General features: G+C 67.9%; 21 protein-coding genes. 15 read left to right on the top strand and 6 right to left on the bottom strand.

Going from position 1 to position 18,451, the window contains the following annotated elements; translation table 11 throughout:
* The 3 genes from QM806_RS13710 to QM806_RS13720 form a co-directional block, all read left to right on the top strand.
* Positions 1-722 (top strand): acyl-CoA dehydrogenase family protein (locus QM806_RS13710; protein WP_283291765.1); only part of this gene is annotated, 722 nt, incomplete at its 5' end.
* Positions 719-1,477, top strand: coding sequence for a 3-oxoacyl-ACP reductase FabG (gene fabG / locus QM806_RS13715; protein WP_133985096.1), 759 nt, complete (start codon positions 719-721; stop codon positions 1,475-1,477). The genes QM806_RS13710 and fabG, both read left to right, overlap by 4 nt.
* Positions 1,478-1,480: 3 nt before the next feature.
* Positions 1,481-2,470, top strand: coding sequence for an NADPH:quinone oxidoreductase family protein (locus tag QM806_RS13720; RefSeq protein ID WP_065492167.1), 990 nt, complete (start codon positions 1,481-1,483; stop codon positions 2,468-2,470).
* On the opposite strand, the gene QM806_RS13725 is transcribed toward QM806_RS13720, so the two are convergent.
* On the bottom strand, positions 2,467-2,925 hold the full coding sequence (locus QM806_RS13725) for an SRPBCC family protein (protein ID WP_005569501.1): 459 nt from the start codon (positions 2,923-2,925) through the stop codon (positions 2,467-2,469). The two genes, QM806_RS13720 and QM806_RS13725, sit on opposite strands and share 4 nt — an antisense overlap.
* A gap of 119 nt (positions 2,926-3,044) precedes the next feature.
* On the opposite strand from QM806_RS13725, the gene QM806_RS13730 reads away from it, so the two are divergent.
* The 4 genes from QM806_RS13730 to QM806_RS13745 all read left to right on the top strand — a co-directional run bounded on the left by QM806_RS13730 (position 3,045) and on the right by QM806_RS13745 (position 6,732).
* Entirely contained in the window at positions 3,045-3,665 is a 621-nt protein-coding gene (locus tag QM806_RS13730) for a TetR/AcrR family transcriptional regulator (protein WP_005261343.1), read from the top strand.
* A 99-nt stretch (positions 3,666-3,764) separates the two neighbouring features.
* A complete protein-coding gene (locus QM806_RS13735) occupies positions 3,765-4,976 on the top strand; it encodes an acyl-CoA dehydrogenase family protein (RefSeq protein ID WP_005569503.1) in 1,212 nt (403 codons plus the stop codon).
* Positions 4,973-5,998 carry a phosphotransferase family protein gene (locus QM806_RS13740; protein ID WP_054245516.1) on the top strand — a complete coding sequence of 342 codons (1,026 nt, stop codon included), beginning with the start codon at positions 4,973-4,975 and terminating at the stop codon, positions 5,996-5,998. Before QM806_RS13735 ends, QM806_RS13740 begins: the two co-directional genes overlap by 4 nt.
* Positions 5,995-6,732 (top strand): SDR family NAD(P)-dependent oxidoreductase, encoded by a 738-nt coding sequence (locus QM806_RS13745; RefSeq protein WP_005261346.1) that lies wholly within the window; start codon positions 5,995-5,997, stop codon positions 6,730-6,732. The genes QM806_RS13740 and QM806_RS13745 overlap by 4 nt, the downstream gene beginning before the upstream one ends.
* Here the strand turns inward: QM806_RS13745 and QM806_RS13750 are convergent.
* Entirely contained in the window at positions 6,720-7,280 is a 561-nt protein-coding gene (locus tag QM806_RS13750) for a hypothetical protein (protein WP_005569507.1), read from the bottom strand. The two genes, QM806_RS13745 and QM806_RS13750, sit on opposite strands and share 13 nt — an antisense overlap.
* Before the next feature lie 94 nt (positions 7,281-7,374).
* Between QM806_RS13750 and QM806_RS13755 the strand changes: the two genes are divergently transcribed.
* Genes QM806_RS13755 through QM806_RS13780 form a run of 6 tightly spaced genes read left to right on the top strand, consistent with a single transcriptional unit; the run spans position 7,375 to position 11,185 of the window.
* Positions 7,375-7,878, top strand: coding sequence for a methylated-DNA--[protein]-cysteine S-methyltransferase (locus tag QM806_RS13755; RefSeq protein ID WP_005569510.1), 504 nt, complete (start codon positions 7,375-7,377; stop codon positions 7,876-7,878).
* Positions 7,878-8,369 carry an RNA polymerase sigma factor gene (locus QM806_RS13760; protein ID WP_005569511.1) on the top strand — a complete coding sequence of 164 codons (492 nt, stop codon included), beginning with the start codon at positions 7,878-7,880 and terminating at the stop codon, positions 8,367-8,369. Before QM806_RS13755 ends, QM806_RS13760 begins: the two co-directional genes overlap by 1 nt.
* Positions 8,366-8,968, top strand: coding sequence for a methylated-DNA--[protein]-cysteine S-methyltransferase (locus QM806_RS13765; RefSeq protein ID WP_005569513.1), 603 nt, complete (start codon positions 8,366-8,368; stop codon positions 8,966-8,968). Before QM806_RS13760 ends, QM806_RS13765 begins: the two co-directional genes overlap by 4 nt.
* Positions 8,965-9,675 (top strand): 2OG-Fe(II) oxygenase, encoded by a 711-nt coding sequence (locus QM806_RS13770; protein WP_283291773.1) that lies wholly within the window; start codon positions 8,965-8,967, stop codon positions 9,673-9,675. Before QM806_RS13765 ends, QM806_RS13770 begins: the two co-directional genes overlap by 4 nt.
* Positions 9,676-9,680: 5 nt before the next feature.
* Positions 9,681-10,337: an alpha-ketoglutarate-dependent dioxygenase AlkB family protein gene (locus tag QM806_RS13775; RefSeq protein ID WP_054245522.1), complete on the top strand. Its 657-nt coding sequence runs from the start codon at positions 9,681-9,683 to the stop codon at positions 10,335-10,337.
* Positions 10,334-11,185 carry a DNA-3-methyladenine glycosylase family protein gene (locus tag QM806_RS13780; protein ID WP_065492160.1) on the top strand — a complete coding sequence of 284 codons (852 nt, stop codon included), beginning with the start codon at positions 10,334-10,336 and terminating at the stop codon, positions 11,183-11,185. Before QM806_RS13775 ends, QM806_RS13780 begins: the two co-directional genes overlap by 4 nt.
* Here the strand turns inward: QM806_RS13780 and QM806_RS13785 are convergent.
* Together QM806_RS13785 and QM806_RS13790 are read right to left on the bottom strand one after the other, a co-directional pair.
* Positions 11,182-13,413 (bottom strand): MMPL family transporter, encoded by a 2,232-nt coding sequence (locus tag QM806_RS13785; protein ID WP_283291775.1) that lies wholly within the window; start codon positions 13,411-13,413, stop codon positions 11,182-11,184. The two genes, QM806_RS13780 and QM806_RS13785, sit on opposite strands and share 4 nt — an antisense overlap.
* A gap of 83 nt (positions 13,414-13,496) precedes the next feature.
* On the bottom strand, positions 13,497-15,032 hold the full coding sequence (locus tag QM806_RS13790) for a bifunctional 3'-5' exonuclease/DNA polymerase (protein WP_120660471.1): 1,536 nt from the start codon (positions 15,030-15,032) through the stop codon (positions 13,497-13,499).
* A 122-nt stretch (positions 15,033-15,154) separates the two neighbouring features.
* Here QM806_RS13790 and QM806_RS13795 point away from each other — a divergent pair, with 122 nt between their 5' ends.
* Positions 15,155-15,364: a hypothetical protein gene (locus tag QM806_RS13795; RefSeq protein WP_054245510.1), complete on the top strand. Its 210-nt coding sequence runs from the start codon at positions 15,155-15,157 to the stop codon at positions 15,362-15,364.
* Between the two features lies 1 nt (position 15,365).
* Here QM806_RS13795 and QM806_RS13800 read toward each other — a convergent pair whose 3' ends face one another.
* The gene (locus QM806_RS13800) at positions 15,366-16,709 is read right to left on the bottom strand and encodes a YhgE/Pip domain-containing protein (RefSeq protein ID WP_054245509.1); all 1,344 of its coding nucleotides are present in this window, start codon (positions 16,707-16,709) and stop codon (positions 15,366-15,368) included.
* Positions 16,710-16,784: 75 nt separating this feature from the next.
* Positions 16,785-17,033: a phosphopantetheine-binding protein gene (locus QM806_RS13805; RefSeq protein WP_005569523.1), complete on the bottom strand. Its 249-nt coding sequence runs from the start codon at positions 17,031-17,033 to the stop codon at positions 16,785-16,787.
* Positions 17,034-17,179: 146 nt separating this feature from the next.
* Between QM806_RS13805 and entS the strand changes: the two genes are divergently transcribed.
* On the top strand, positions 17,180-18,445 hold the full coding sequence (entS, locus tag QM806_RS13810; RefSeq protein WP_009474989.1) for an enterobactin transporter EntS: 1,266 nt from the start codon (positions 17,180-17,182) through the stop codon (positions 18,443-18,445).
* Positions 18,446-18,451 lie beyond the last annotated feature (6 nt).

The raw sequence follows: 18,451 nt of genomic DNA on the forward strand, positions 1-18,451 counted from the left end.
TGCATCGGAATTGCCGGGTGTTGATCGTGATGGGGAAGACGGATCCGTCGGCGGCGCCGCATCGGCAGCAGTCGATGATGGTGGTGCCGATCGATGCGCCGGGGGTGACGGTGATGCGGGGGTTGCCGGTGTTCGGGTATCAGGATCGTGAGGGGCATGCGGAGATCGACTTCGCCGATGTTCGGGTGCCGGTCAAGGATGTGTTGAAGGGCGAGGGGGAGGGTTTCGCGATTTCGCAGGCGCGGTTGGGTCCGGGCCGGATTCATCACTGCATGCGGGCGATCGGGATGGCGGAGCGGGCGTTGGAGTTGATGTGTCGTCGGGCGTCGTCGCGGGTGACGTTCGGGAAGCCGGTCAGTGAGAATGCGAATATTCAGGATTGGATTGCGGAGGCGCGGATCGAGATCGAGATGATCCGGTTGTTGACGCTGAAGGCGGCGTATCTGATGGATACGGTGGGGAACAAGGAGGCGCGGACGGAGATCGCGGCGATCAAGGTGGCGGCTCCGAATATTGCGTTGAAGATTGTGGATCGGGCGATTCAGGTGCACGGTGGGGCCGGCGTCACCGACGACTTCCCCCTCGCCATGATGTACGCCCATCTGAGGACATTGCGTCTCGCGGACGGACCGGACGAGGTCCACAAGATGTCCATCGCGAGAAGAGAACTCCGCAAATACCGTACGAAGACCGAGAACAACCAGCATGGAGGAAACAAGTGAGCCAGGAACGTAGAACCGCCATCGTCACCGGATCGGCCCGCGGAATCGGCGCCGCCGTCGCGAAGCGGCTGGCCGACGACGGCTACGCGGTCGCCGTCCTCGACCTCGACGAGTCCGCGTGTGCCGGCACCGTCGACGCGATCACGTCCGCCGGCGGCGAAGCGCTGGCCGTGGGCGCGAACGTCGCCGACGAGGCCTCGGTCGCCGCGGCGGTCGAGCGAGTGGCGGCCGAACTCGGTGCCCCGACGATCCTGATCAACAACGCCGGGATCACCCGCGACAACCTGTTGTTCAAGATGACCGTCGACGACTGGGACGCGGTCATGAACGTGCACCTGCGCGGTGCGTTCCTGATGTCGCGGGCCGTGCAGAAGTACATGGTGGACGCCAAGTTCGGGCGCATCGTGAACCTGTCGAGCACCTCTGCGCTCGGTAACCGCGGGCAGGTCAACTACTCCGCCGCCAAGGCGGGCATGCAGGGCTTCACCAAGACGCTGGCATTCGAGCTCGGCAAGTTCGGTGTCACCGCGAACGCGATCGCGCCCGGCTTCATCGAGACCGAGATGACCGCCGCCACCGCCGAGCGGGTGGGTGTCGGCTTCGAGGATTTCAAGAAGGCGGCGGCGTCGCAGATCCCGGTGAACCGCGTCGGGCAGCCCGAGGACATCGCGCACACCGCGTCGTTCTTCGTCAGCGAGGGCGCCGGATTCGTCTCGGGGCAGGTCGTCTACGTCGCCGGTGGACCGAAGGACTGATCGATGAAGGCGTGGCGTGTACACGAATTGGGGCAGCCGAGGGACGTTCTGAAGTTCGAGGACGTCCCCGACCTCGAACCGAAGCCCGGGGAGTTGCTGGTCAAGGTGCTCTCGGCCGCCGCCAACTTCCCGGATGTGCTGTTGTGCCGCGGCGAGTACCAGATCAAGCCGCCGCTTCCGTTCACTCCCGGTGTGGAGCTGTGCGGCGAGGTGGTGGGTCTGGGCGAGGGTGTCACCGAGTTCTCCGTCGGTGACCGGGTGATCGGCATGCCGAGTCTTCCGAACGGCGGGTTCGCCGAGCTGGCCGTCATGTCCTCGGCCACAGCGTTCCCCGCTCCGGAGGCCCTCGACGACGCCGAGGCGTCGGCACTGTCGATCGGGTACCAGACGGGATGGTTTGCGCTGCACCGCAGGACGCAGATCCAGCCCGGTGAAACCCTGCTCGTGCACGCTGCGGCAGGTGGTGTGGGCAGCGCGGCCGTGCAACTGGGTAAGGCGGCGGGTGCGAAGGTGATCGGCGTCGTCGGCGGTCCCGAGAAGGCGGCCTACACGCGGGAACTCGGTGCCGACCTCGTGATCGACCGGCACAGCGAGGACTTCGTGCAGGCCGTGAAGGACTTCACGGACGGCCGCGGTGCCGACGTCGTGTTCGATCCGGTGGGTGGCGACTCCTACACGAAGTCGACCAAGTGCATCGCGTTCGAGGGTCGCATCATCGTGATCGGGTTCGCGAGCGGCACCATCCCGTCGCCCGGGCTGAACCACGCGCTGATCAAGAACTACTCGATCATCGGGCTCCACTGGGGGTTGTACAACGCCTACAACCCCGCTGCGATCCGGGAGTGTCACGAAGAGCTGACGAGGATGGCCGCGGCCGGCGAGATCAAGCCGATGATCAGCGAGCGGCTCGGGCTCACCGACGTCGCGGACGGCATCGCACGGCTCGGCGAGGGGACGACAGTCGGACGGCTGGCTTTCCTGCCCGGACGCTAGCGGTTGCGCTTCGCGTACAGCTCCTCGAGGTTGTGCCGCAAGGTCACCTCGGTGTTCTTCACGGCCGTTTCGACGAACGGTTCGACGATGAGACCGAGGGCCTTGCCGGTGAGGCCGCCGGGGAGTTTGTACGCGAAGTCCACGCTGATCTCGGTCTTGTCCTCACCGTGAGCGGTGAACTCCCAGGTCGAGGAGTTGGCGGCGCCGTCGAGCGACGCCAGGGTGATGACCCGGTCCTGCTCCCACTCGGTGACCTCGAGCCGCGACCGCAGGGTGCTGGGGCCGATGTGGATCGCGGCGTCGAACGTCGACTCCATCCCCTGGTCGAATTCCCCGATCGGACGGAACTCCGAGACCCCGAACATCCAGTCGGGGACCGTCCGGTAATCGTCGATGTACGCGAACGCCACGTGGATGGGGACGGCTGCGATCGCGGAGTGACGGACGTGGATCATCAGGTGGTCCCTGGCTCTCTGTCGGAGAAGGCTGTCGATCTGGGCGACCTCGTTCGACTCTAGTCAACTCCCGCGACCACAGCAGGGGAGCGGCGGGTATCTGTTCTACCGTAGGACCCATGACGATAGAGGGCACCCAGCGCGGCAGTTCCTGGCGTGAGTACACCGACCAGGGCTTGTCCAAGGTTCTGGCCGCGGCGCTGGCGGCGTTCGTCGAGAAGGGGTACGACGGGGCGTCGATCCGTGAGATCGCGTCACGCGCCGGTCTGTCGGTCCCCGGTCTCTATCACCACTACCCCTCCAAGCAGGCGCTGCTGGTGGGGCTGACGAACGCGGTGATGCGCGAACTCCTCGATCGCAGCCACGCGGCGGTGGCAGAGGCGGGCCCGACACCGGGCGAGCGGTTCGACGCGGTCATCGAGTCGCTGCTGCGGTTCCACATGTACCGGCGTGAACAGGCCTTCGTCGCGTCCCGGGAGACGCGGAGCATGGAACCGGAGAGCCGGAAGGCGTACATCGCGCTGCGCGACGAGCAGCAGGAGATGCTGGACGACATCGTCCGCGAGGGGGTGGCGGCGGGGTTGTTCCGGACGCCGTTCCCGGAGGACGCGAGCCGTGCCGTCGTCACGATGTGCGTCGCGGTGTCCACCTGGTACCGGGAGGACGGGCCGCTGTCGCCCGACGAACTGGTCGAGCGGTACCTGGCGATCGCGAGGAGCACGGTCGGCGCGTCCGACTGAGTCTTGACCGGCTTTCGAAGGTGTGGAATTGTCGGTGACGACTTCGACCGAGCGAGTGATCGGTCGGTACTGGAGTCGCCGTATTGACTGGAGGTAGTTGTGGCGATCGATCTGTCCTACGCACCCGAGGTGACCGCGCTCGTCGAGAAGACCGAGGCGTTCACCCGCGAAGTCGTGCTGCCCATCGAGGACGAGCACGGCGGCGACATCACCGCGGCCGGTGGCGACACCCTGCGCGTGGAGCTGCAGAAGGCAGCCAAGGACGCCGGAGTCTTCGCCCCGCACGCACCCGTCGAGTACGGCGGACACGGCCTGAACATGACCGATCGCGCGCCCGTCTTCGAGGCCGCGGGCTATTCGCTGTTCGGCCCGACCGCCCTGAACATCGGGGCCCCCGACGAGGGCAACGTCCACATGCTCGCGCACATCGCCAGCCCGGAGCAGAAGGAGCGGTTCCTCGCCCCGCTCGCGCACGGCGACATGCGGTCGGCGTTCGCCATGACCGAGCCGTCGCCCGGAGCCGGCTCCGACCCCTCGGCACTGACCACGCGCGCCGAGAAGGTGCCGGGCGGGTGGAAGATCAACGGCCACAAGTACTTCATCACCGGAGCCGACGGCGCGGGATTCTTCATCATCTTCGCGCGCACGTCCGGCGTGCCCGGCGACCGCGGTGGTGCGACGATGTTCCTCACGCCGGCCGACGCCGAGGGGCTGAGGGTGGGTCGTCACATCGACACCCTGGACCGGGCGATGATCGGTGGGCACTGCGAGGTGTTCTTCGAGGACCTGTTCGTCGCCGACAGCGGGGTTCTCGGCGAGGTGGACCAGGGATTCGCCTACGCCCAGGTCCGGCTCGGGCCCGCCCGGATGACGCACGTCATGCGGTGGCTCGGTGCGGCGCGGCGCGGCCACGACGTCGCCGTGGCACACGTCGCGCAGCGTGAGGGTTTCGGAGGCAAGCTGGGTGATCTCGGCATGGTCCAGAAGATGATCGCGGACAACGAGATCGACATCGCCGCCACCCGCGCACTGTTGACGCGGGCGTGCTGGGAACTCGATCAGGGCGGCCACGCGAGCAACTCCACGTCCATCGCCAAGACCTACGCCTCCGAGGCCATCTTCCGCATCGTCGACCGCTCAATCCAGATGTGCGGCGGTCTCGGCGTGTCCGGTGACCTGCCCCTCGCTCGGCTGTCCCGCGAGGTGCGACCGTTCCGTGTCTACGACGGACCGTCCGAGGTGCACCGCTGGGCCATCGCCAAGCGTGTCGTCGGTGCTGCGAAGAAGGCCGCGCGGGAGGCGGGCGCATGACCGAACATCGGGGACTCGATCTCGTTGCGCTGCGGAAGTTCCTGTCCGAGTCGGACGTTCCTCTCGCCGGTGAGTTGCGGGCCGACCTGATCTCGGGCGGCAAGTCCAACCTCACGTACGCCATCTTCGACGACTCCTCGCGGTGGGTGCTGCGAAGGCCGCCCACCGCGGGGCTCACACCGTCGGCGCACGACGTGGCCCGCGAATTCCGCATCACCTCGGCGCTGCAGGGCACCGACGTCCCGGTGGCCGCCACCGTCGCATTGTGCGAGGACGACAGTGTGATGGGCGCGCAGTTCACCGTGGTGGAACACGTGACGGGCCAGGTGATCCGGACCAAGTCGGATCTCGAGGCGCTGTCCGACGACGACATCGGCTCGTGCACCGACGAACTGGTCCGCGTGCTCGGCGCTTTGCACAACGTCGACTACGACGCCGTCGGCCTGGGCGAGCTCGGCCGCCCGGACGGGTACGTGGCCCGGCAGGTCACGTTGTGGGCGAGCCAGTGGGGGCGAGTGAAGACGACGGACTCCGCGGACGTCGACCGCCTGCATGCCGCGCTGGTCGAATCGATTCCGCAGCAGTCGGAATCGTCGATCGTGCACGGCGACTACCGCATCGACAACACCATCCTCGCGGCCGGCGACGTGAGCACCGTTGCGGCGGTCGTCGACTGGGAACTGTCGACCCTCGGCGACCCGCTCACCGACGTCGCCCTGATGTGCGTCTACCGGCATCCGGCTCTCGACCTGGTGCTCGGCGAACCGGCGGCCTGGACGAGCCCGCGACTGCCGTCGGCGGACGATCTCGCGCAGCGCTACACCGTGGCGTCGGGGCGCGAACTGGTCCACTGGAACTTCTACCTGGCGCTCGCGAACTTCAAACTCGCCGTGATCGCCGAGGGCATCAACCACCGCTACCGTGTCGGCGCCACCGTCGGAGAAGGTTTCGACAAGGCAGGCGACGCGGTGCCCGAATTCGTCGCGGCCGGCCTGCGCGCCCTGAAAGGACAGACCGTATGAGTCGCACCGCACTGATCACCGGCGCCTCGCGTGGCATCGGACTCGGCATCGCCACCCGTCTCGCCGAACAGGGGTACGGGCTGACGATCACCGCCCGTGATCGTGATCGGCTCGAGTCCGTGGGCGCCGACCTGCGGACCGCGGGCGCGAAGGACGTCGTCGTGGTCGCCGGTGACCTCGCCGACGAGGAATCTGCCGGACGCGTCGTCGAGGCGCACACCGACGCCTACGGTTCGCTGAACGCGCTGGTGCTCAACGCCGGGGTGGGAACCGCGGGCCCCATCGGCGAGTTCCCCATGCGCCGATTCGACAAGAGCCTCGGAGTCAACCTGCGGGCGCCGTTCAGCCTTCTGCAGCAGTCGCTGCCGCTGCTGCGTACCGGTGCGGCGGAGAACCCGGGACGCGGGTCCAAGGTCGTGGCCCTGGCATCGATCACCGGCGTGTACGCCGAGGCAGGGCTAGCCGTCTACGGGGCGACCAAGGCCGCGCTGATCTCCCTGACGGAGACGCTGAACGTGGAGGAGTCGGGCAACGGAGTCTCCGCGACCGCGCTCGCCCCGGCGTACGTCGACACCGACATGTCCGCCTGGATCCACGACACGATCCCGCCCGAGGCGATGATCGAGGTCAACGACATCGTCGAACTCGTCGACGCCCTGCTGCGGCTGTCGTCGCGCGCGGTGGTCCCGAAGATCGTCGTCGGACGCGCCGGAACGGACGGCTACCGCGCGTAGTCGTCGTCCTCCTGGGCCTCGCCACGCTTGCGGAAGAACTTGAAACCGGGGACGCCCTGGATCGCCTGACGCACGCCCTGGACCTCCTCGAGGAGTTGGTGGATCTCCGGCGACACGGTGTCCAGGGTCGCCAGGATCGGCATCAGCCCCTCCATGCGCAGGGTCAGCTCGGGCAGGTGGTCCACCAACCCGATCGCGGCGTGAATCTCCTCCTCGGTGAGGTCGTCGACGAACCGCTGCGCCAGTGGGGCGGCCTTCGTCGCCAGCGGCTCGTACAGACCGATGAGAGTCTGCGCCGACGCGGATGTGTGCCCTGCCGTGGCGACGACGGTCGCCGCCGATTCCGCAACCGCGTTCGCCCTCGCCACGGCGATCTCGGCGCCGTCGCTGATTGCCTCGATGCGGGAAATCAGCACCTCGACCTGGTCCAGGAGGGTGCCGATCCGGCCGGGAAGGGAGACGACGAGTTCAGCGGTGTCCGCCGACCACCGGGCGATCCCGGTGACGGTACGCACCAGGTCGCGGGTGCCGAGTTGTACGAGAGCCATCGGCCCATCCTGCCTGATGCATTTCGCACCTCACGTTTCGGTCGTGGCAGACGTCTACCTTTCAGAGGCCCGTACACCTGGAAGGATTGGCACCGTGAATGCCGACCGAGCAGCACACACAGTCATCGATTCACCGATCGGCCCCCTGACGCTGGTGAGCGTCGACGGGGTGCTGAGCGGCATCTACATGGTCGAACACCGGCATCAGCCGAATCCCGCGACGTTCGGGGAGCGCGACACCGCAGGTTTCGACGAGGCCGTCACACAGCTCACCGAATACTTCGACGGCAGGCGCACCGACTTCACCGTCCCGCTCGCCGCGCGGGGCACGCCCTTCCAGCAACGGGTGTGGGACGCCCTGCGCACCATCCCGTACGGCGAGACGTGGACGTACGGTCAGCTGGCCGACTCCCTCGGCACCCCGACTGCGGTTCGCGCGGTGGCGGCGGCGAACGGCAGGAATCCGATCAGCATCATCGTCCCGTGCCACCGTGTCATCGGGAGCAACGGCAACCTGACGGGGTATGCGGGCGGGCTCGAGCGCAAACGGTTCCTGCTCGAACGCGAAGCGGAACGGGCGGGACTCCGGCTGAGCTGATGACCCTGAAGCCGTTCGAAGACATCGTGGCCGAGCACGGGCCGACGGTCCTGCGGGTCTGTCGGGCCGTGGTCGGTCCGGTGGACGCCGAGGACGCCTGGTCGGAGACCTTCATCGCCGCGATGCGGGCGTACCCCGACCTGCGTCCCGGGAGCAACGTCGAGGCATGGCTGGTGACCATCGCGCACCGGAAAGCGCTCGACCACATTCGTGCGCGCGACCGGCGGCCCGTCCCCACCGACGAGCTTCCCGAGCAGACGACCGACCGCGGACTCCCCGGCGGTCACGACCCCGAGTTGTGGAACGCGGTCGGCGCCCTGCCGATGAAGCAACGGGCGGCGGTGGCGTATCACTACCTGGCCGGGCTGCCGTACGCCGAGATCGCGGTGATCCTGAGCAACTCCCCGGACGCGTCGCGGCGGGCCGCCGCCGACGGGATTGCGGCGCTACGCAAGACCCTCTCGATCTCTGTGAGTGGAGACATCACATGAACATCCCCGACATCGTCTACGCCCTGTCCACGTCGGACTCCGCGGTCGAGCAGAATCTGCGTGAGCGGCTCGCCGCCCTCGCCGCCGAAGCAGGGCTCCTCGACGTCGCGTACCGGACCCTCGACACCCCCGTCGGTTCGCTTCTCCTCGCCGCCACCGATCGCGGGCTGGTACGGGTCGCCTTCCCCAGCCAGGATCACGACGCCGTACTGCAGACCCTCGCCGAGCAGATCAGCCCCCGGATCCTGCGCGCACCGGCCCGGCTCGACCGGGTGGCCCACGAGATCGACGAATACTTCCTCGGCGAGCGCACGAGCTTCGACGTTCCGCTGGACTTCAGGCTGTCCAAGGGATTTCGGCTCGAGGTACTTCACCATCTTCCCGAGATCGACTACGGACACACCGCCAGTTACGCCTCGGTCGCGGCGGCCGCGGGCAGCCCGAAGGCAGTGCGCGCGGTCGGAACCGCCTGCGCCCTCAACCCGCTCCCCGTCGTGATTCCCTGCCACCGGGTGGTCCGCAGCGACGGCAGCATGGGCCAGTACGCGGGTGGGCCGGAAGCCAAGTCGATTCTGCTGACATTGGAGGCAGCGGCATGACTACCTTGACGCAACGCGTGAACGACCTCGATTGGCAGGGTCTCCACGGCGAGACCGACGCCGCGGGATGCGCGCAATCCGAGCAGATCCTGACGGCCGAGGAGTGCGGGCAGATCGCGGACATGTACGAGGAGGTCGAGCGTTTCCGGTCCACCGTCGACATGGCCCGGCACCGTTTCGGCTCGGGACAATACCGGTACTTCGACTACCCGCTACCGGAGGTCGTGGCCGAACTCCGTGCCGCCTTCTACCCGAAACTTCCTCCCGTGGCACGGGACTGGGCGACCAAGCTGAGGAAGCCCGCGCCGTGGCCGGACACCCTCGACGAATGGCTGGACATGTGCCACGACGCCGGCCAGAAACGGGCGACACCCATCCTGCTCAGCTACCGCGCGAACGACTGGAACGCTCTGCACCGCGACCTCTACGGTGACCTGGTGTTCCCGTTGCAGGTAGTGATCGGCCTCGACCGCCCGGGAGTGGACCACGAGGGCGGGGAATTCATGCTCGTCGAGCAGCGACCCCGCGCCCAGTCCCGGGGCACGGTGACGACGCTGCAGCAGGGTCATGCGCTGATCTTCACCACCAGGGACAGGCCCGTACGCTCGACCCGCGGTTGGTCGACGGGACCGGTACGACACGGTGTCAGCACCGTTCGGCGCGGCACCCGCCGGACCCTCGGCCTGGTCCTGCACGACGCCGAGTGACCGTGATGTCCGCGTTGATACCCCGGCCCCGAACTGTGGTGGCGCCCGGCGCCGTCCACGTCCCCGACTGGCTCACGCCGGAGGAGCAGCGCCACCTGGTGGCCGAATGCCGGCGCTGGGCCACCGCACCGGTCCCGATGCGGGCCGCGCAACTGCCGACGGGGCATCGCATGTCGGTGCAGACGGTGTGCCTCGGCTGGCACTGGAAGCCGTATTCCTACTCGCGCACCGTCGAGGACGCGGGCGGCGGCCGTGTCGCGCCGGTTCCCGGCTGGCTGGTCGAACTCGGCCGGCGAGCGGTGAGCGAGGCCTACGGGAAGCCCGCCGACGGGTACACACCCGATGCCGCGCTGATCAACTTCTACGACGACACCGCGAAGATGGGCATGCACCAGGACAAGGAGGAGCGGTCCGATGCGCCCGTCGTGTCGTTGAGCATCGGCGACACGTGCACGTTCCGCTTCGGCAACACTGCCACCCGCACGAAGCCGTACACCGATGTCGAGTTGCTGTCGGGCGACCTCTTCGTGTTCGGTGGCGAGTCCCGGTTCGCATATCACGGAGTGCCGAAAGTGTTTCCCGGCACGAACGATCCGGACTGCGGACTGACAACGGGCCGACTGAACATCACGCTGCGGATGACGGGACTCGAGGACGCATGAGAGTGCAGCTGCCGTACCGGGGCCCGTTCACCCATGCGCCGTTGTGGGGCGCGCTCCGCGCCCACACCGTGTCCGGGCTCGAGCGACACGACCCCGACGGAACCCACACCCGGGTGGTGAACGGTCCGCACGGGCCCGCGCTGGTGTCCGTCGTCGTACGTCCCGCCGGCGGGTACGTCGAGGCGCACCTGACACCGGCGGATCCGGGAGACGTCGAAGCGCTGACCGCCGCGGTCCGGCGCTGGCTCGACCTCGACGCGAATCCGCTGCCGATCGACGCCGCGTTGAGCCGTCACCCGCAACTGGCTCCGCTGGTGGCACTACGACCGGGTCTGCGGCGCCTGGGGAGCGTGGACGGGTTCGAAACGGCGGTTCTGACCGTTCTCGGACAACAGGTTTCGCTGGCGGCGGCCCGGACGTTCGGCAGCCGGCTCGTGTCCGCGTACGGTCGGCCCGTCCACAACGGATTCTTCGCGTTTCCCGAACCGGAGACGCTCGCGGCGCTCGCACCCGAACAGTTGCGCTCCACCCTCGGTCTCACCGGCGCCCGGGCCAGGACGGTGCTCGCGCTGGCCGAGGCCGCGTCCGACGGTCTGCGCCTCGACGCGGACACCGACCCGGCCGAGTTCCGGGCCGGTCTGCTCGCACTGCCCGGCATCGGCCCGTGGACGGCGGACTATCTGACGGTGCGGGTGCTGGCCGACCCGGACGCGTTCACACCCGACGACCTCGTCCTCAAACGTGCGCTGGAGGTCAGGACCGGCAGGCAGGCAGCGGAACTCGCCGAGTCGTGGCGACCGTGGCGGGCCTACGCGCTGTTCCACCTGTGGACCGACGAAGCGTATTAGTCCTTGGCTTTCGCCAGCGCCGACGGCCACCAGATCTTCTTGCCGATGTCGTGGGAGAGCGCCGGGACGAGGATGCTGCGCACGATGATCGTGTCGAGCAGCACACCGAACGCGACCGCGAAACCGACCTCGGCGAGAAACACCAGGGGCAGCACGCCCAGTACCGCGAACGTCGCGGCGAGTACGACACCGGCCGACGTGATGACGCCACCGGTCACTGCCAGTCCCCGCAGCACACCGGATTTGGTGCCGTGTTCCTCGGTTTCCTCGCGGACCCGGGTCATCAGGAAGATGTTGTAGTCGATGCCGAGCGCCACGAGGAACACGAACGCGAACAGCGGGAACGCCGGATCTGCGTTCGCGAAATGGAAGACGTGGGTGAAGAAGAGTCCGCACACCCCGAGGGTGGCCGCGAACGACAGGACCACGGTGGCGATGAGGATGATGGGTGTGAGCAGGGCGCGGAGCAGGAGGGCCAGCACGACGAAGATGACGACGAGAACGATCGGGATGATCAGGTTCCGGTCGTGCACCGACGCCGTCTGCACGTCGAGAGTGGTTGCCGTGCTGCCGCCGACGAGCGCATCGGCACCGGGTACGGCGTGCGCCGCGTCGCGCAGTCGCTTCACCGTCTCGAGGGCTTCCGGGGAATCGTACGAGTCGGCGAGTGTCGCGTTGACGACCATGCGCCCGTCGATCGGTGCGGCCGTGAGGAAGTCGGGTGCGCACCCCTGCCCGGCTGCCGAAGCCACCGCGGCCGGGTTGGACTTGACGAGTGCGGACAGCTTCTCGACGTCGACCTGCGGGCACACCGCGCCGGGATCCGTCGACACCCCGTCCACACCGCTCACCGCCGCGATGACCGCGTTCGTCTGATCGGCATTGGTGACGATGACGGCGGGCGCGCCGGCGCCCGGATCGAATTTGGAGTCGTACAACTCCTGACCGACGACGGCGTCGGGGCGGTTGGTGAAGTTCTCCGACGACGACAGCCCGTCCGTCTTCAGACTGCCGATGCCGACCAGGAACAGCACGGCCAGCAGCACCGTCGTACCGATCCAGAGGGGACGGTCCTTGCTTCCGACCTGGGCGGCGATCCTGCCCCACAGGCCGTGCGTGGTGAGGTCGGCGGCCTCGTCCACCTTGGGTTTCCGCGGCCAGAACACCCACCGTCCCGCCGCGGACAGCGCGACGGGCAGGAACGTCATCATCACGAGGTACGTGCACGCGATGCCGATCGCGGCGACCGGCCCGAGACTCTTGTTGGAGTTCAGTTCGGAGAACGTCAGGCACAGCAGACCGAGGATGACGGTGACCGCCGACGCCGTGATGGCGGGGGCGGATTCCTTCCACGCCTTGACCATGGCGTCGAACCGGCTGGGATAGAAGTGCAGTTCTTCCCGATATCGGGAGATCAGGAGGAGCGCATAGTCGGTGCCCGCACCGATCACGAGGACGAACAGGATGCCCTGACTCTGTCCGGTGAGGGTGAGCACCTCCGCCTTGGCGAGGAAGTAGATGACCATCGACGCCAGGCCGAGCGCGAGCAGTGCCGAGAAGAGCGGGAAGAACCACAGCACGGGGGAGCGGTAGACCACCAGCAGGATCAGGACCACCACGAGCAGGGCGGCGCCCAGCAGTGCACCGTCGAGCCCGGCGAACGCGTCGATGAACGCCACCAGCAGACCACCGGGACCGGCAGGGAGCACCTCGAGCCCGGCGGCCGCGTTCTTCGCGGCGGTGAGGACGTTCTCCTCGGTGGCGGCGAGCACATCGCCGGCGACCGCCGTGCCGTCCTCCTTCGCGACGAGGGGAACGAAGATCGATGCCGTGGTGCCGTCCTGGGAGAACTGTGTCTGGGACATGCCTTCGGCGTCGACCCCGTCGACTGCCGCGATGGCGTCACGTGCCTGGGCGATGGCGGCCTTGTCCTGCTCGGTGAGCGGGGCGTCGCTGTGGAACAGCACGAAACCGGGGATCGTTTCGACGGTGAGGAACTTGGACGATTCGTTGGTGACGATCGTCGATTCGGCGGAACTCGACAGGTAGGCGGCGTTGTCGTTCTTCTGGACCTCGGTGAGCTTGCCCTGGAAGGAACCCCCGAATCCGCCCGCGAAGAACGCGATGATCGCGATGATCGCGATGGCCACGATGGTGAACGCAGGCCAGCGGAACCTGCGCGGCGTCTCGCCGCTGGTGCTCGAGTCCGTCGAATCCAGCTTCGTCATGGGTTCTCCTTCGCCGCCCCCGCCAGCAGTGCGTCCCAGTACACCATGTCGAGCGCACCCGCGACACCGGAAATCCGCGCGCGTCAGGCCTCGTCGGAGGTTTCGGCGTAGCAGTCCCGCACCGCCACATCCATCGGGAACCGCACTCGCGTCTCGCCGAACAGCAACCGGGTGGCTACCTCGACCGCGCCCAGAACGTGCCGTGTCGCCGACTCGGGGTCCCGGGTATGCACCATCACCTCGTCGTGCTGGAAGAAGACGAGCTCGCTGTCCGGGTCGTCGGCCAGCCGGCGCCGCAGGTCCGCGAGCACGCACAGTGCCCACTCGGATGCCGTGGCCTGCACCACGAAGTTTCGGGTGAACCGGCCGCGGGAATGCGCGTCGCCGTGCGACCAGAAGTCGGGGGACGGCGGCGGGCACGCCCGGCCGAGCCACGAGTGCACGACCTCGCCGCGTTCACCGGCGCGGGCCGCCCTTTCCACATATTCGACGGCGACGGGAAAGCGGGTGCGCAGCAGGGTGAGCAGCGAACGGGCCTCGCCCGCGGTGGCGCCGTACAGAACACCGAGGATCGCGACCTTGGCCTTGCCGCGGTCGCCGTCGAACGTCTCCGCCGCGACCGGTGCATACAGGTCGTCGGCGCCCGCCGCGGCGACCATGCGGGCGTCACCCGACATGGCGGCCAGGATGCGGGGTTCGAGTTGGCCGGCGTCGGCGATGACGAACGTATGACCCGGGTCGGCGATCACGCTCGACCGCAGCGGTTTCGGAATCTGCAGTGCGCCGCCGCCGCGGCTCGCCCAGCGGCCGGACACCACGCCGCCGGGAACGTAGACGGGCCGGAACCGGTCGTCGCGGACCCAACTGTCCAGCCACTGCCAGCCGTTCGTGCTGAACAGCTTGGACAGATCGCGGTGGCGCAGCAGCAGCGGCACGGCGGGATGATCGACCTCGCGGAGCAGGTGTTTGCGGGTCGACGCGAGTTCGATGCCCTCACGGCGAAACGCGTCGACCACCTCGACGTGGGACGCCGGGTTGATGCGACGGCCGAACGCCGACCCGATCTCCACAGTCACGTCCTGGATGCGCTGAGGCAGGTCGTACCCGGCAGGCCGCGGCCCGAGCGCCGCCTCGAGGAAGGCGCGATGGGTACGGGTGGAGAATGGCAGGCCGTCGACACTCATCTCCGCGGCGGCCAGCGCGCCCGCGGACTCGGCCGCCACCAGCAGGTCGAGCCGTGCATCGTCACCGATCGTGTTCCGCTGTTCCGCGAAGTCCGCCACCACTTGCGCCGGATCCGTGGTGGGTGCGGTCTCGAACAGTCCGGGGCGTTCGTCGACGGGTTCGTCCGGCGGCGGCGCGGGAACACCGTCGCGCATGCTGAGGATGGCGTGGGTGAGCACGAGGTCCTGGCAGCGCTGCACCCGCACCCCCGCCTTCAGCAGCGCCGGATAGACGGCCGCGGTACTCGTCCAGACCCAGCGGGGGTGCTCGGTCGCCTCGATGTCGCGGACCGCGGCCACGGCGTCGGAGTGTCGACGTGGGGACTCGACCGGAACGCCCGTGGGATCGGTGCGAACGGTCGTCGCGCCACCGTCGGCGTCGGGAACCAGGACCATTCTCACGGGCCCAGTCTGCTCTGCGTCACCGACAGTCGATAATCCGCCGCCGGACGAGGGCAAATCCGCAGGTCGGCACTACACTGAACGCAGACGCTTCTCGCCGGAAGGAGGGGCATCCGATGGCAACCATCGAAGAGTTCGAGCAGACGGTGACCGACAAGGTGATCGCCGGACTGCACGACAAGTTCGCCGACTACGAGCGCCGCGGAGTCGGACTCGCCGAACTCGGCGACCCCGATCGGTTCGTCGAACGGATCCTGGCGGCGGTGCCCGCCCCGCATCCCTGGTACGAACAGTTCGGCGCGGCCTGGTCGTCCGCGCCCGCGTGACTCACGCCCCGGCTGCGTCCACCGGTTCGGGTTCGGTCTGCGCCTTGTGGCGGCGATGCAAGCCCTTGCGGTCGTAGAAACGGGTGATGACGGCACCGAAGACGAGGCCGATGAGAAGGCCGGCGAGGGTCATCCACACGGCGTGGAGGAGCCCTGCGTCGCCCGCTGCGCCGAAGAACATGATGGCGCGCACCCCGATGTAGATCTGGTGCATCGGTTCGAATTCGCCGAGCCAGGTGTACAGGCGCGGCGCGGCCTCGAGCGGGATCGTGCCGCCCGACGAGGGCAGCGCCAGGACCACGAAGACCAGCAGGTTGATGAGCAGGCCCAGGTTGCCGAACGCGGCCATCACGGACATCGCCGTGATCCCGACCGCGGCGATCGCGAAGGCGCCGTATTCCCACAGGGCGAGCGGATCGGTGATCGGCAGGCCGAGGGCCGAGCTGATCCACAGGTACAGACCCGACACGATCATCGCCAGCACAACCATCACCGCCCACTTGATGAGCAGGGTGTTGAAACGTGAGATCGGGACCGCCTCGTTGTGGAGGTACAGCGGCCCCACCTCGGTCGGAGTGAATCCGAGCATGCCGTCGATGAGGGTGCTCGCGATGGTCGCACCGGTGAAACCGGCCAGGACGATCAGGAGCGCGTAGTAGAACGCCGCCAAGCCGAAACCGGTGCCGTCGGGCAGCGGATTGTGGGCCACGACCCGCACGTCGATGGGGTCGTCGAGCACGAGCCGGCTGGCCCCCGACAGTTGGAGGTCGGGGGCTGTCGCCTGGAGTTGCTGCGTCACCTGGGTGGTGAGCTGCTCGCCCATCGTCTGATTGGCCTTGTCCAACGCCATCTCCCCGATGTTCTGGACGAGGTTCGCGCTGATCGTGCCGGCGCGGGGGTTCGTGTAGATCGTGATCACGGGACGCTCGACGTCTCCGGGAATCACGCTCGCCTGGGCGAGGATGAACGTGCGCTTGGTGAAGTCGCTCGGAATGACGATGGCGCCGTAGATCTCACCGTTGTCCAGGGCGGACTGGGCCTGGGCGATCCCGATCTGCCGAAGTTCGACCTTGTCCGGATCGACACCCTCGACGAGCCCGGCGGCGATCTGGTCGCCGAAATTCTGCTGCTGCGGCGGGTTGGAATTGGGCGTGGTGTCGCCCTCGTCCTGATTGACGAGCGCGATGGGGAAGTGGTTGAGGTGCTTGGGGGGGTTGAGCATTCCACCCATGTACAGCGCGGCCAGCAGGGACATGACGACGGAGACGAGGAGCAGGGGAGCTATCCAGAACCGTGGTGTCCGGAGCACGCTCATCCTGTCTGCACCGCTGGTTTCGTGAGCCATGTCCCCTCGCATCCTCCCGTGTCCGCGCCGACCCTGGGATCGACCAGCCGGATCAAGAGTAGGCGGTGGGACCGCTCAGCGTGCTGCCGTCACCTCGAACCAGGCGTCGAGCGTCGGCTCACCGACGAGGTCCACGAGATCCACCTGGACGCCGTCTGCCCGCCATCGTTCGACCAGCGCCATCACGCGCACGGAATCCATTCCCTCGTCGAGGAGGTTCGCGGAATCGTCGATCTCGGCGACCGGGACGCCGAGCACGTCGGCTACGTCGGCGCGGATTCGGTCGCGGGTCGGAACTGTGCTGGGAGCGGAACTCACTGTCATCCTCCGGTGCGTCGGTCGAACCACGGCCCGTTGAGCCGATTCGACGACATGGGGTAGGTTGCTGGGTTAGTGAAGCCTAAGCATAGTTGCTCTCCGCGCGAACGGCGAAACGGAGAGCTGTTGCAACCGAATGTGAATGGATGACAATGGCTGGATTATCGCGATACGCAATCGACTTGACGCCTCTACGGACGAGTCGCGAGTTCCGATACATCTTCATTGCCCGCACGATCTCCATCTTCGGTCTGGGTCTGCTCCTGGTGGCGGTGCCGCTGCAGGTGTACGACATGACGAATTCCACACTGGCAGTGGGCGCGGCGAGCATCGTCGTGGGCTCCTCGGTGTTCATCGGCACCCTGTTCGGCGGCGTGATCGCCGACCGGTACGACCGCCGACCGGTCATCTCGCTCGCCCGTGCCGCAGCGGGGCTGGCCTTCGCGATCCTCGCGGTCAACGCGTTCCTCCCCACACCCCAGTTGTGGATCATCTACCTGTGTGGCGTGATCGAGGGCCTCGCCGGCGGCATCTCCGCGACCGCGCTGATGGCGGTGATCCCGTCGCTGCTCCCCAAGGACAAGATGGCCGCCGCGGGTGCCCTGATGACCGTGATGGCCGACCTCGGCACGGTCGCGTCACCGGCCATCGGCGGTGTGATCATCGCGGCGACATCCGTGGGCACCAACTACGTTCTGGCCGCGGTGTCCTCGGGAATCACCGCGTACTGCATCGCCAGGCTGCCGTCGCTGCCGCCGCCGGTCAAGAACACCGAGAGTCCGCTGCGGTCGATCGCCAGCGGCTTCACCTATGCCGCCAAGGACTCCGTGGTCGGTGGGACGCTTCTGGTCGGCTTCTGCGCCATGATGCTGACCGGCTGGAACGTGCTGCTGCCCGCCTACGCCAGCCAGGTCCTCCACGCCGGACCGGCGGCCACCGGACTGCTCTACAGCGCCCCCGCGGTCGGCGCCCTCACCGGATCACTCACGAGTGGCTGGACGGGGACTGCGCGTCGCGGTGGCCTGATCGTGTTCCTCGCGGCCATGATCGCGTCGGCCGGGCTGATCGGCGTCGGCGCCGTCCCGATGATCGCGGTCACGTTCCTCGGGCTCGCCGCGCACGGATTCGGCCGCGTCCTCGGTGACATCCTGCGGTACGCGGTCATCCAGACCGAGACCCCCGAGGAGTACCGCGGACGCGTCGCCGGTGTGTGGGGCGCCCAGATCTCCACGGGCTCGGCTGCCGGAGCGCTCGTCGCCGGTGCCGTCGGCGCCGCGGTGGGTCCGCGTGAGGCGTTCCTTCTCTACGGGGCGGGCGGCATCGTGGTGCTGGCGGTTCTCGCACTGACCTTGAAGGGGTTGCGCACCTACAGCAGTGCCGCTGCCGAGGAGGACGACCTCTCGGCAGCGGCGCAGTGACGCTGT

This window comes from Rhodococcus sp. IEGM 1351 (assembly GCF_030056875.1).
GTDB lineage: Bacteria > Actinomycetota > Actinomycetes > Mycobacteriales > Mycobacteriaceae > Rhodococcus_F > Rhodococcus_F opacus.